The organism is Nonomuraea sp. JJY05 (assembly GCF_043496855.1).
Classification (GTDB): domain Bacteria; phylum Actinomycetota; class Actinomycetes; order Streptosporangiales; family Streptosporangiaceae; genus Nonomuraea.
In genome coordinates this window covers 201,144-213,413 of record NZ_JBIEIS010000001.1, presented here as the reverse complement: position 1 = coordinate 213,413, position 12,270 = coordinate 201,144, and the positions used below count along the sequence as shown (strand labels likewise).

The following is a 12,270-nucleotide window of genomic DNA, read 5'->3' as shown; positions in this document are numbered from 1 at the left end:
CACGACCCTCCAGGGGGAGTTCCCATGGCAATCAACGACCGCGAGAAGGCCCTCGAGACCGCCCTCGCTCAGATCGAGCGACAGTTCGGCAAGGGCTCCGTCATGCGTCTGGGCGATGACGCCCGAGCTCCCATCGAGGTGATCCCTACCGGGTCGATCTCCCTTGACGTGGCCCTCGGCATCGGCGGCCTGCCGCGTGGCCGCATCGTCGAGATCTACGGCCCCGAGTCCTCCGGTAAGACCACGATCGCCCTGCACGCGGTGGCCAACGCCCAGCGCGCCGGCGGCATCGCGGCGTTCATCGACGCCGAGCACGCCCTCGACCCCGAATACGCCAAGAAGCTGGGGGTCGACACCGACGCCCTGCTGGTCTCCCAGCCCGACACCGGTGAGCAGGCGCTGGAGATCGCCGACATGCTGATCAGGTCCGGCGCCGTCGACATCATCGTCATCGACTCGGTGGCCGCGCTGGTGCCCAAGGCCGAGATCGAGGGCGAGATGGGCGACAGCCACGTCGGCCTCCAGGCCCGCCTCATGTCCCAGGCCCTGCGCAAGGTCGCCGGCGCGCTCAACAGCACGGGCACCACCGCCATCTTCATCAACCAGCTCCGCGAGAAGATCGGCGTCATGTTCGGCAGCCCCGAGACCACGACCGGTGGTAAGGCGCTCAAGTTCTACGCCTCGGTCCGGATGGACATCCGCCGCATCGAGACCCTCAAGGACGGCACGGAGGCGGTCGGCAACCGCACCAGGGTCAAGGTCGTGAAGAACAAGATGGCCCCGCCCTTCCGCGTGGCCGACTTCGACATCCTCTACGGTGTGGGCATCTCCCGCGAGGGCGGCCTCATCGACATGGGTGTGGAGCACGGCTTCGTCCGCAAGTCCGGCGCCTGGTACACGTACGAGGGCGACCAGCTCGGCCAGGGCAAGGAGAACGCCCGCAACTTCCTGAAGAACCACCCCGACATGGCCAACGAGATCGAAAAGAAGATCAAGGACAAGCTGGGCGTGGGCCCTCGCCTCGACGCTCCGGCCGAAGCCGCCGCGGCCCCTGCTCCGGCCCCCGCTCCTTCCGGCCGTGGCTCGAAGTCCACCCCGAAGCCGGGTGACGTCTGATCGTCCACCCCATGAGCGACCGTGCCCCCTCCCATGAGTGACCCGAACCGGCCACAGGCGCCCCAATCCGGGGGCGCCCGGCCCGTCCCTTCCCCCTCCCGGGGCCGCGACCTGGCCCGCTCGGCCGCGGACGGCTGGCCATCGGTCGACGAGTGGCGCGAACACCGCACCCGCCAGCGCGCCTCAGCCGAGGCAGACCAGGAAGAACACCCCGACAACCCCACCGCCACAGCCGAGCAGCACGACAACCCCACCGCCACAGGGGAACAGCACGACGAGCGCACCACCACAGCCGAGCAGCAGGACGAGCGCGTCGCCACAGACAGGCAGAGCGCTGTGCATGTCGCCGTGGGCGATTCGGCTGATGTACGTGCCGCCATGGGCGGACAGAACGATGTCCGCACCGACGATCATGTGACCACCGATCTCCAGGAGGCCACAACCCCCCTTTACCGGGAACGCACCGGCAGACACCCCTTCTTCGGGGACGACACCGACGATCAGGACAGACCTCGCACCACCGCCGAGGCCCAAGCCCGATCAGACGACCAGCTCGAATCCCACACCACCGCCGACACCCAAATCGGCGCGAATGATCAGCACGAAACCCGGATCGCTCCCGAGGAGCAGGCCGTCGCGCACGCTCAGCACGGTTCGCGCACCGACGCTGAGGCGGGCCCAGACTCTGAGGCTGCCGGGCACCCTGGCGACGGTAGCTCCGCTGGCGCTGGTCCTGCCGGTGCCGACCGGGGGGACTCGGGCGGGGGACGGGCCGCCACCAGGGGCTCGCATTCCACCGACGAGACCCCACCTGCCGCGCCTGCCGACCGGGACGACGGCGGGTGGCACTCCGAGGTGCTCGCGGGAAGCAGCTGGTTCTCGGCCGAACAGCCGGACGACGGCGAGACCGGTAGCAAACGATCGGGCAGCGGGCGGCGATCCGCCCGCTCCAACGGGCGGGCTGGGCGAAATGCCCGCGGGCGCGGCCGACCACCCGAGGAGCCGGATGCCGAAGGCCCTACCGAAACCCGCCAAGACAGCGGGCCCTCCGCCGAAGCAGCCCAGCACGGTCGCGACTTCGCCGGGGCGGCACACGATGACGGCGGTTTCGGCGGGTCTAGGTCGGACGACGAGAGCCTCGCCGGGGGGATACGCGATGAGGCTGACGTCGCCGGATGCAAGCGTGATGGCGAAGGCGGCGCCGGAGGATCGCAGGACGGCGGCGATTCCGCTGGATCGAGGCGGGGCGACGGAGGTTTCGCCGGGGTGGCGCATGACGGTGACGACTCGGCCGGCTCCGCACAGGATGCTGACAACGCCGTCGGGTCTGCGCAGGATGGTGACGACTCTGTCGGCTCCGCGCAGGAGGGTGGCGGCTTCGCCGGAAGCGCACGAGGTGGTGGCGGGCTTTCCGGAAGCGCGCGAGGCGGTGACGGGTTTGCCGGGGCCTGGCCTGATGAGGAGAGGCCCAGCGGGGCTGGGCGCAATGACAGGGGCTTTGCCGGGACGGGGCGTGGCGGCGGGCGTTCTGGCAGATCCAGGCGGCGTGGCAGAGGCTTCGCCGGGGCCGAGCGTGGCGGTGACGGGTTTGCCGGGGCTTGGCCGGACCGCGAGGGGATTGCTGGAGCCGAGCGTGGTGGCGACGGGTTTGCCGGGGCTTGGCCGGACCGCGAGGGGATTGCTGAGTCCAAGCGCGATGACGGCGGCTTCGCTCGAGACAGACGTGATGGCGGCGGCTTTGGTGCAGGCCGGGGCGATGGTGGTGGCTTTGGCGGAGGCCAGGGTGATGGCGGGCAGGGCGATGGGGCCTCTGGCGGAGCTGGGTGGGGTCGCGGAGGCTTTGACGGAGTTGGGCGGAGGGGTGAAAGATCCGGTGGATCCGGGCGGAGAGGCGGGAGGTCTCGCCGGTCTGGGCTCGGTGGTGAGGGCTTCGGCGGAGGTGGGCAAGACGCCGATCCGGAGTCGGTGGCGCGGGCTATTTGTCTTCGTCTGCTCACCATGGCGCCCAAGACGCGGGCCCAGCTCGCTGAGGCGCTCCGGAAACGCAACGTGCCCGACGAAGCCGCCGAAGCGGTCCTCAGCCGTTTCTCCGAGCTGGGGCTGATCAACGACGAGGCGTTCGCCGCGGCTTGGGTCGACTCCCGGCACCACGGCCGAGGGCTGGCCAAGCGTGCCCTGGCCGCCGAGCTACGTCATCGCGGTGTGGACACCGACACGGTCAAGGAGGCAGTCGAGCGGCTGGACTCCGACCAGGAGGCCGAGACGGCCCGGCGGCTGGTGGAGCGCAAGCTCGCCTCCACCCGGTCGCTCGACCCGCAGACCCGCACGCGGCGGCTGGCGGGCATGCTGGCGCGCAAGGGGTACTCCTCGGGGCTGGCTTACCGCGTCATTCGCGAGGCGCTTGAGCAGGAGGGGATCGAGATGGATGAGGACTTCTCGTAACATCTCCTGCTCCACGGCTTTCCTCGCGCTTCTGCGATCCCCGGCGTTTTCGGCTCCAAAGATCTTCTCGTGCTTCCACGGGTTCCCCTGATCGGGGGCTCCTCCGTTATCCAGCTCGGCTGCACGACGGTTGCCCGCGGTCCGGCAACTGCTGGCGGACTGACGGTTGGCCGCGGTCTGCGGCTACCTGCGGTCTGCAGCTTGCTCGGCCGCGGTTCTCCGGTTCTGCGGTTCTGCGGTTCTCCGGTTTTGGGGTGCTCCGGGTGCTGGGGTCGTTCGGGTTTTGCGGATCGTGGGGGTGACTGGTTCTGGACGATTGTTGTGGTGCATGTGCTTTTGCGGCTGCATCTGCGAGTGCGAGAGGGATTACGGGTGCATGTGCGGGTGCGGGTGCTCTTGCACTCGCAGATGCTTCCTTGTCCATCCGCGCCCCCTACCTTGCCCGTGGCTCTCTGTGGAGATGCAGGCCCGTAAGACACGCTTGATGACGCGTTTGCTTGCTCGTGACCTGTTCGACGCATAACCTCGACGGCAGTGAGGAGTTACTCCGCGCAGCGCGGATTGCCATACCGGTGAACGACGGACGAACGAGGCTGGTTGATCTAGGTAGGCGAGGTGTCGGCTTTGCTAGTCGACGCCCGGTCAGCCTTGGCTGTATATCGATCCAGACGCCGACCGGGCTATTCGTGGCGCGCTTGTGACCCCTCCCGTTTGTGGCCGCGTTATGAGGTGTTGACGACGCGAGGAGGGCGGGGCGCACATGGGGCCGCTTGTCGTGGTGCTGATGGTGGCGGTTCTCGTGCTCGCGTTCGGGATGATCGTCGCGCTTCTCGTCGTCATACGGCGCACTTCGGGCAGTCTGCCACGCGTGTCCAAGGCCAGTCCCGAGCAGCAGCGAGTCGTGCACGAGGAGCTTGAGCAGGCGCGTGAGGAGGCGCGGGAGATCCGGCACAAGGCCGAGACCGACGCCCAGGAGATTCTGCGCAGGTCGGAGGCCGCGGCTGAGAGCGCCGCGCAGATGCGGCGGGAGGTCGAGGAGGAGAGCCGGATACTCAAGTCCGAGCTCAAGGAGCTGCGTGCCGACCTCGAGCGCCGGGAGTCCAGGCTGGCCGAACGCGAGCAGCGGCTGGACGAGGAGGCCAGGCGGCAGTCCGAGCGTGACAGGAAGCTGGCCGAGACCGAGGTCGAGCTGGCCGACCGCCGCGAGGAGTTGCTCCAGGTCGAGGATGAGCGGCGGGCCATCCTAGAACGGGTCTCCGGGCTGACCGGCGACCAGGCCAAGGCCGAGCTGGTCAAGGAGATCGAGAACCAGGCCAAGCGCGAGGCCGCGCTGATCGTCCGGGAGATCGAGAGCGACGCCCGCAAGGAGGGCGAGAAGCGGGCCACCAAGATCGTTACGCTGGCCGTGCAGCGGGTGGCGGCGGAGCAGACGGCAGAGTCGGTCGTCAGCGTGCTGCATCTGCCCGGAGACGAGATGAAGGGCCGGATCATCGGGCGCGAAGGGCGGAACATCCGGGCATTCGAGTCCACGACCGGCGTGAATCTCATCATCGACGACACTCCTGAGGCCGTGCTGCTGTCGTGTTTCGATCCCGTACGCCGGGAGACGGCCCGGCTGACGCTGGAGAAGCTCGTGCTGGACGGGCGTATCCACCCCCAGCGCATCGAGGAGGCGCACGATCGCAGCCGCCAGGAGGTGCAGGATCTGTGCGCGCGGGCCGGCGAGGACGCCCTGGTCGAGCTGGGGATCACCGACATGCATCCCGAGCTGACGCTGCTTCTCGGACAGCTCAGGTATCGGACGTCGTACGGGCAGAACGTGCTCAAGCACCTGATCGAGTCCGCGCACATCGCCGGGATCATGGCCGCCGAGCTGAGGATGAACCAGCCGCTGATGAAGCGCTGCGCGCTCCTCCACGACATCGGCAAGGCGCTCACGCACGAGGTCGAGGGCAGCCACGCGCTGATCGGGGCGGAGATCGCCCGCAGGTACGGCGAGGAGGAGGACGTGGTGCACGCCATCGAGGCGCACCACAACGAGGTCGAGGTGCGCACCGTCGAAGCGGTTCTCACGCAGGCCGCCGACGCGATCAGCGGCAGCCGTCCCGGCGCCCGCCGCGAGTCCCTGGAGGCGTACGTCAAGCGGCTGGAGCGGCTGGAGGAGATCGCGCAGTCGTACGAGGGCGTGGAGAAGGTCTTCGCCATGCAGGCCGGGCGGGAGATCCGGGTCATGGTCAAGCCGGATGCGATCGACGACATCCAGGCTCAGGTGATCGCCCGTGACGTGGCCAAGCAGGTGGAGGAGGAGCTGACCTATCCCGGGCAGATCCGCATCACCGTGGTGAGGGAGTCCCGGGCGACCGAGTTCGCGAGGTAGGTCCCGCAGGTCTGCCCGCCCGTTCAGTACACCGCGGGGAGGGCGAGAGGCTCGGTTCGCGCCGATCGACCGCGTGCGTGGGAGGTCGGTGGACGTGGCGGTGCTCGGGGGAGGGTGGAGCGTTGATCGAGCGTCCATGTAGGGCTGCCGGGTGTGGTGGTGGTCGGCGGTGGGTGGGGCGCTGATCGAGCGTCCATGTAGGGCTGCGGGTTGTGGTGGTGGGTGGGTGGGGCGCTGATCGATCGCGTGTGCGGGGGATGATGGGCGTGGTGGTGCTCGGGGGTGGGTGGGGCGTTGATCGATCGCGTCTGTGGAGGGTCGGTGGACGTTGTGCGCGGGCGGGTGAGGTGCTGATCGAGCGTTCATGTTGGGCTGCCGGGTGTGGTGGTGGTCGGGGGAGAGTGAGCGGTGGTGGGGGGCCGGCGGGCGTGGTGGTGCCTGAGGGAGGCTGAGGCGCCGGGGCACGCCCGCCGGGGTCCGGTAACCCGGTCGAGTGTCAGGCCAGGCGGATGCGGGGGTCGAGGAGCCCGTACGCCACGTCCACCAGCAAGTTCGCCACCACCACCGCGGTCGTCGCCAGCGTCACCACGCCCATGATCACGGGCAGGTCCCCGCTGACGAACGCCTGCACCACCGCCTGCCCCACGCCGCCGAGCCCGAAGACCGACTCCGTCACCACCACCCCGCCGATGAGCGTGCCCACGTCCACCCCGAGCTGCGTCACCACCGGCGTGAGCGCGGCCCGCAGGCCGTGCCGGTAGATCACGCGCCGCTCGGGCACCCCCTTGGCCCGGGCCGTGCGGATGTAGTCCTCACCGAGCACGTCCAGCATGGAGCCGCGGGTGAGCCGGGCGTACGACGCCGCCTGGACCGTGGCCAGCGTGATCCACGGCAGGATCAGGTGGCGGGCCCATTCGGCGGGGTTCTGCGAGAACGGCACGTACGAGTCGGGCGGCAGGATGGGCACCCCCGCCATGGTCAGCTGGAAGAACAGGAAGTACAGCAGCAGCAGGCCCACCACGAAGGTCGGCATGGAGACCCCCGCCAGCGCCAGCAGCGTCAGGCCGCGATCCACCAGCGAGCGGACCCGGGTGGCGCTGAGCACCCCCGCGCCGACGCCGAGCGTGAACCACAGCACCGCGCCCCCCAGCACCAGCGAGAACGTCGGCGGGAAGTCGGCGGCCAGCAGCTTGCCGACCGATTCGCCGGAGAAGTACGACTGGCCGAGATCGCCGTGGAGCAGCCTGCCCAGGTAGTCCAGATACTGGACGAGCATGGGCCGGTCGAGGCCGAGGTTGTGGCGGATCAGCTCCACCTGCTCGGGAGTGGCCTGCCGCCCGGCCAGCGTCCTGGCGGGATCGCTCGGCGCGACGAAGAACAGCAGGAACGTCCCGAGGGTGACCAACCAGAGCACGAGCAGGCCGAGCAGGGCCCGGCGCAGCAGGAACGCGCGCAGCATCACGCCCCCTTACGGGTACGACGACGGCTGAACAGGCGCTCCATCCGAGGATCGATGGCGTCCCTGATCCCGTCGCCCACCAGGTTGAACGCGAGCGTGGTGACCAGCAGCGTGGCGGCCGGGAACCCCAGGTACCAGTACGCCACCCGGTAGAACCCCTGCGCCTCGCTCAGCAGGTTCCCCCACGAGGGGGTGGGCGGGACGATCCCCAGCCCCAGGTACGACAGCGTCGACTCGAACACGATGGCCGCCGGCACCAGCAGCGTGGTCAGCACGATGACGGGAGCGAGCAGGTTCGGCAGGATGTCCACGAACATGATGCGGAAGTCGCCCGCCCCCATGGACCGGGCCGCCTCGACGTACTCGCGCTCCTTCAACGACAGCGTCTGCCCGCGCACCACGCGGGCGATGGCCGCCCACGAGTAGAACGTGATCACCCCGATCGTGGCGGACAGCGAGGGCCCGGCGATGGACACCACCGCGATCGCGAAGATCAGGTACGGGAACGACAGCACCACGTCCATGAGCCGCGACAGCACGGTGTCCACGACGCCGCCGTAGTATCCGGCCAGCAGGCCGACGACCACCCCGACCAGCGCCGCCAGGCCGGTGGCGACCACGCCGACGAGCAGCGAGACCCGGGCCCCGTACAGGACCCTGATGAACAGGTCGCGTCCGAGCCGGTCGGTCCCGAACCAGAACTCCCCGTTCGGCGGCACGGGCAGGCCCTGCGCCGTGATGCCGGTGTCGCGGAACTGGTCGTCGGGGCCGTGGCCGTTCCAGGCGGCGATGAGCGGCGCGGCCAGCGCCAGTGCGCACAGCAGGATGACGACGAGGCCGGACACCATGGCGACCCGGTCGGTCCTGATCCGGCGCCAGGCGAGCTGCCAGGGGCCGCGCCCGGCTATCCCCTGGGAGGCGACGGCGCCGGGTCTGATCTCGGTCAGCGTCATACGACCACCTCGATCGGGAAATGGCAGGCAGCCGCCCTCTCAGGCGCCGCTGCCCCGTCAAGAGCCGCCGCCCCATGAAGAGCCGCCTCGTCAAGAGCCGCCGCCCCGTGAAGAGCCGCCCCGTCAAGAGCCGCCCGATCAAGCGCCGCCGCCCCATCATGCGCCGCCCTTTCGGGCGGCCCCTCAAGCTGGGGCTCCACGGACGAGCAGACGTCCTGGGCCCGCGGGCATCGCGGATGGAACCGGCACCCGGACGGCGGGTCGATCGGCGAGGGCACGTCACCGGTCAGCACGATCCGCTGCCGCCGCTCCGCCTCGTCCGGGTCCGCCACCGCCGTCGCCGACAGCAGAGCGTTCGTGTACGGGTGCCGCGGCCGGTCGTAGACCAGCTCCGCGTCCCCCACCTCGACCACCTTGCCCAGGTACATGACCGCGATCCGGTCGCTGATGTGCCGCACCACGGACAGGTCGTGGGCGATGAACAGGTACGTCAGCCCGAACTCGGCCTGCAGGTCCTTCAGCAGGTTGAGGATCTGCGCCTGGATGGACACGTCGAGCGCCGACACCGGCTCGTCGCAGATGATCAGGCGGGGCCGCAGCGCGAGCGCCCTGGCCACCCCGATCCGCTGCCGCTGCCCGCCGGAGAACTCCGCGGGGAACCGGTTGTAGTGCTCCGGATTGAGCCCGACCCGCTCCATCAGCTCCTGCACGGTCCGGCGGAGCCGGTCGCCGCTCATGACCCGGTGGATCACGAGCGGGTCGGCGATGATCGACCCGACCCGCCGGCGCGGGTTCAGCGAGCCGTACGGGTCCTGGAAGATGACCTGGATGTCGCGGCGGTAGGGCCGCATGCGCTTCCTGGGCAGGTTCGTGATGTCGGCGCCGTCGAACCGCACGCTGCCGGAGGTGACCGGGTGCAGCCCCGCGATGCAGCGCGCGAGCGTGGACTTGCCGCAGCCGGTCTCCCCGACCAGGCCCAGCGTCTCTCCGGGGGCGAGCGCGAAGCTGACCCCGTCGACCGCCTTGACCTGCCCGACCACATGCCTGACCAGCGCGCCGGTGGTGATGGGATAGTGCTTGACCAGGTTCGAGACTTCGAGCAGCATCACGACTCCTTCGCCTTGAGCCGCAGAGCGTCGGCCGCCGCGCCCAGACCGACCGCCTCGTGGGGCAACCAGCAGGCCGAGGCGTGGCCGCCCGCGCCCGCGCCCGTGCCGGTGCTCGGGACCGCGCCCGCGCCCGTGACCGCGCCCGTGACCGCGCCCGTGACCGCGCCCGTGACCGCGCCCGTGACCGTGGCCAGGGGCGGCCGCTCGGCCGAGCAGACAGGCATCGCGTACGGGCAGCGCGGGTGGAACGCGCACCCGGACGGCAGCGCGATCAGGCTCGGCGGCGAGCCGGGGATGGGCCGCAGGCGCCCGCCCCGGTCCCCGCTGCTGCCCGGGATCGACTCCAGCAGACCCTTGGTGTACGGGTGGTGCGGCCGGTAGTAGAGCGTGCGCCGGTCGGCCCGCTCCACGGCGAGCCCGGCGTACATGACCAGCACCTCGTCCGCCATGCCCGCCACCACGCCGAGGTCGTGCGTGATGAGGATGAGCGCGATCCCGAACTCCGCCTGCACCCGCGTGATGAGCTCCAGGATCTGCGCCTGCACGGTCGCGTCGAGCGCCGTGGTCGGCTCGTCGGCCACGATCAGCTTCGGGTTGAGTGCGAGCGACATCGCGATCATCGCCCGCTGCCGCATGCCGCCGGAGAACTGGTGCGGGTAGTCGTCCACCCGGCGATCCGGCTGGGGGATGCCGACCAGGCCGAGCAGCTCGACCGCCCGCCTCCTGGCCTCGGCGCGCGAGGTGTCCGGCCGGTGCACCCTGATCAGCTCCTCGATCTGCCAGCCGACCTTGTAGAGCGGGTGCAGGCTGGTCAGCGGGTCCTGGAAGATCACGCTGATCTCGGCGCCGCGGATGTGGCGCAGCCGCTCGCCGTCGAGTTCGAGCAGGTTGACGCCGTCGAACACGGCACTGCCCGAAATGTCGGCCCCGGGGGTGAGCCCCAGGATGGCCTGGGTGCTCACCGTCTTGCCGCTGCCGGACTCGCCGACGATCGCCAGCGTGCGGCCGCGTTCGATGCGGAACGACAGCCCCCGCACGGCCTGCACCACGCCGTCGGACGTGGGGAAGGCCACGCGGAGGTCCGTCACCTCGAGCAGGCTCATCACGGGTTGTTGGGGTCGAGCCAGAGGTTGGTGAAGTCGAAGAGCTGGAACGCCGGCAGGTACAGGGCGTTCTGCACCCGCTTGCTCTTGTAGATCGGCGTGTTCTGGTTGTTGAGCGGCACGATCACCGCGTCGCCCATCACCGTCGTGTCGACCTGGTGCCACAGTGCGGCCGCCTTCGTCTGGTCCTGCTCGGCCAGCGCCTGCTTGATCAGCGAGTCGACCTTGGGGTTGCTGTAGCAGCCGTAGTTGCTGGTGCCGGGGTTGCAGTTGGTCTCGAACAGCGGCTGGACGACCGCGCGGCCGTTGTTGCCGTACCAGTCGGGGACCCAGCCGGGCGCCGAGATGTCCCACTTGCTGGCCTTGGCGAGGGACGGGTTCTGCAGGAAGGCGCCGTAGTAGTCGCCCTGCCGGACCGGCAGGCCCTTCACCGTGATGCCGCACTTCTGCAGGTCCGCCGAGTACGACTGGAAGTTGGCCGGGTGGTTGCCCGCGTTGCGGAAGGCGCCGATGAGGGTCAGCCCGTTCGGGTAGCCGGCCTCGGTGAGCAGCTGCTTGCACTTGGCCGGGTCGCCCGCGTCACCCGGGCTCGGGTACGGGTTGTACTCCTGGTATCCGATGTTGCCCGGCGGGATCGCGGTGTGCAGCGGCGTGGCCACGTCGGAGCCGCCGTAGACCTTGGCGATGGCGACCTTGCTGACCGCATACTCGATGGCCTGGCGGACCTTGAGCTTGCCCATGGCGCCGCCGGCGTTCTTGCTCTGCAGGTTGAAGACGATGTACGGGTTGCTCACCGCACCCGGGAAGATCGTGAAGTTGGGATCGCCCGAGCTCTTCAGCCGCGGGATCTGCGCGGTCGGCACCGGCAGGTCCCACGACAGGTCGGCGCTGCCGGCCTCGAGCTGCTGCTGCACCGCGTCCGGCTCGTTGACGCCCATCTTGACCTCGATGGCGTCCACGTACTGGTGCCTGATCGGGTCCGACTCCTGCTTCCAGGCCGGGTTGCGCTCCAGCCTGATCGACTTGGTGGCCACGTACTGGGTGATCCGGTACGGGCCGTCGGAGATCGTGTGCTGGCGGAACGTGGCGTCGTCCGGCACGTACTGGTCGTACTCCTTGGGCGCGGCCACGGAGAAGTTCAGCGACAGGATGTTGAGGAAGTCGCTGGCGGGCTGGGTCAGCGTGAACACGATCGTCTTGTCGTCCTTGGCCTGGACGCCCGCGATCTCGTGCGAGTTCTGGAAGTCGGCCAGCGCCGCGGCGGTGGGCTTGGCCTTGGTGAACGCCTTGGCGTACGCGTCGCAGTACGCCTTCATGCCCTTGATCGTGCTCGTGTAGTAGCCGGGCGCGCCGGAGCCCGCCACCGGGTTGCAGATCCGCTTGAAGCCGCGGACGAAGTCGCCCGCCGTCACCTCGCGCGGCGGCTGCGTGTCCCACTGCACGCCGGCACGGAGCTTGATCGTGTACGTGAGCCCGTCGGCGCTCAGGCCGCCGTTTCCGGTCGTGGGCAGCTCGGAGGCGACGTCGGGGACGAGCGTGAAGCCCTTGGTGGTGTCGGATCCCTTCGCCACCCCGTTGAGCCCGAAGAGCCCACGGGTGTACGTGCGCAGGATCCCGTTGGTGACCGTGTAGTACGAGCTGGTGGGGTCGAGGTGATCGACGTCCCCGCCGCCCACGAGCCTGAGCGTGCCTCCGGAAACGGGTTGGCCGG

At 69.7% G+C, this 12,270-nt stretch carries 10 protein-coding genes; 3 read left to right on the top strand and 7 right to left on the bottom strand.

Translation table 11 applies throughout. The features are described 5' to 3' along the window. Positions 1-24: 24 nt before the first annotated feature. On the top strand, positions 25-1,116 hold the full coding sequence (gene recA, locus ACFKCF_RS00975; RefSeq protein ID WP_394489581.1) for a recombinase RecA: 1,092 nt from the start codon (positions 25-27) through the stop codon (positions 1,114-1,116). 183 nt (positions 1,117-1,299) lie between these two features. Here recA and ACFKCF_RS00970 read toward each other — a convergent pair whose 3' ends face one another. Continuing rightward, on the bottom strand, positions 1,300-1,530 hold the full coding sequence (locus ACFKCF_RS00970) for a hypothetical protein (protein ID WP_394490037.1): 231 nt from the start codon (positions 1,528-1,530) through the stop codon (positions 1,300-1,302). 126 nt (positions 1,531-1,656) lie between these two features. Further along, positions 1,657-1,818: a hypothetical protein gene (locus ACFKCF_RS00965; protein ID WP_394490035.1), complete on the bottom strand. Its 162-nt coding sequence runs from the start codon at positions 1,816-1,818 to the stop codon at positions 1,657-1,659. Between the two features lie 153 nt (positions 1,819-1,971). Between ACFKCF_RS00965 and recX the strand changes: the two genes are divergently transcribed. Beyond that, positions 1,972-3,558 (top strand): recombination regulator RecX, encoded by a 1,587-nt coding sequence (gene recX, locus ACFKCF_RS00960; protein WP_394490020.1) that lies wholly within the window; start codon positions 1,972-1,974, stop codon positions 3,556-3,558. Positions 3,559-4,318: 760 nt separating this feature from the next. Next, positions 4,319-5,935, top strand: coding sequence for a ribonuclease Y (gene rny, locus ACFKCF_RS00955; protein ID WP_394489579.1), 1,617 nt, complete (start codon positions 4,319-4,321; stop codon positions 5,933-5,935). Positions 5,936-6,431: 496 nt separating this feature from the next. Here rny and ACFKCF_RS00950 read toward each other — a convergent pair whose 3' ends face one another. From ACFKCF_RS00950 to ACFKCF_RS00930, 5 genes are read right to left on the bottom strand one after another with little or no spacing between them, the layout of a single operon-like run. Beyond that, positions 6,432-7,394 carry an ABC transporter permease gene (locus ACFKCF_RS00950; protein ID WP_394489577.1) on the bottom strand — a complete coding sequence of 321 codons (963 nt, stop codon included), beginning with the start codon at positions 7,392-7,394 and terminating at the stop codon, positions 6,432-6,434. Next, complete coding sequence (locus ACFKCF_RS00945; protein WP_394489575.1) at positions 7,394-8,347, bottom strand: ABC transporter permease; 954 nt, start codon at positions 8,345-8,347, stop codon at positions 7,394-7,396. The genes ACFKCF_RS00950 and ACFKCF_RS00945 overlap by 1 nt, the downstream gene beginning before the upstream one ends. After that, on the bottom strand, positions 8,344-9,453 hold the full coding sequence (locus tag ACFKCF_RS00940) for an ABC transporter ATP-binding protein (RefSeq protein WP_394489573.1): 1,110 nt from the start codon (positions 9,451-9,453) through the stop codon (positions 8,344-8,346). The genes ACFKCF_RS00945 and ACFKCF_RS00940 overlap by 4 nt, the downstream gene beginning before the upstream one ends. After that, entirely contained in the window at positions 9,453-10,559 is a 1,107-nt protein-coding gene (locus tag ACFKCF_RS00935; RefSeq protein WP_394489571.1) for an ABC transporter ATP-binding protein, read from the bottom strand. The genes ACFKCF_RS00940 and ACFKCF_RS00935 overlap by 1 nt, the downstream gene beginning before the upstream one ends. Then, the gene (locus tag ACFKCF_RS00930; RefSeq protein WP_394489569.1) at positions 10,559-12,235 is read right to left on the bottom strand and encodes an ABC transporter substrate-binding protein; all 1,677 of its coding nucleotides are present in this window, start codon (positions 12,233-12,235) and stop codon (positions 10,559-10,561) included. Before ACFKCF_RS00930 ends, ACFKCF_RS00935 begins: the two co-directional genes overlap by 1 nt. Positions 12,236-12,270 lie beyond the last annotated feature (35 nt).

What these genes read in the sequence shown, in the direction of transcription:
- recA (WP_394489581.1), top strand. Translation starts at nt 25, where the DNA reads ATGGCAATCAACGACCGCGAGAAGGCCCTCGAGACCGCCCTCGCTCAG.
- ACFKCF_RS00970 (WP_394490037.1), bottom strand. Translation starts at nt 1,530, where the DNA reads ATGATCGTCGGTGCGGACATCGTTCTGTCCGCCCATGGCGGCACGTAC.
- rny (WP_394489579.1), top strand. Translation starts at nt 4,319, where the DNA reads ATGGGGCCGCTTGTCGTGGTGCTGATGGTGGCGGTTCTCGTGCTCGCG.
- ACFKCF_RS00950 (WP_394489577.1), bottom strand. Translation starts at nt 7,394, where the DNA reads ATGCTGCGCGCGTTCCTGCTGCGCCGGGCCCTGCTCGGCCTGCTCGTG.
- ACFKCF_RS00945 (WP_394489575.1), bottom strand. Translation starts at nt 8,347, where the DNA reads ATGACGCTGACCGAGATCAGACCCGGCGCCGTCGCCTCCCAGGGGATA.
- ACFKCF_RS00940 (WP_394489573.1), bottom strand. Translation starts at nt 9,453, where the DNA reads ATGCTGCTCGAAGTCTCGAACCTGGTCAAGCACTATCCCATCACCACC.
- ACFKCF_RS00935 (WP_394489571.1), bottom strand. Translation starts at nt 10,559, where the DNA reads ATGAGCCTGCTCGAGGTGACGGACCTCCGCGTGGCCTTCCCCACGTCC.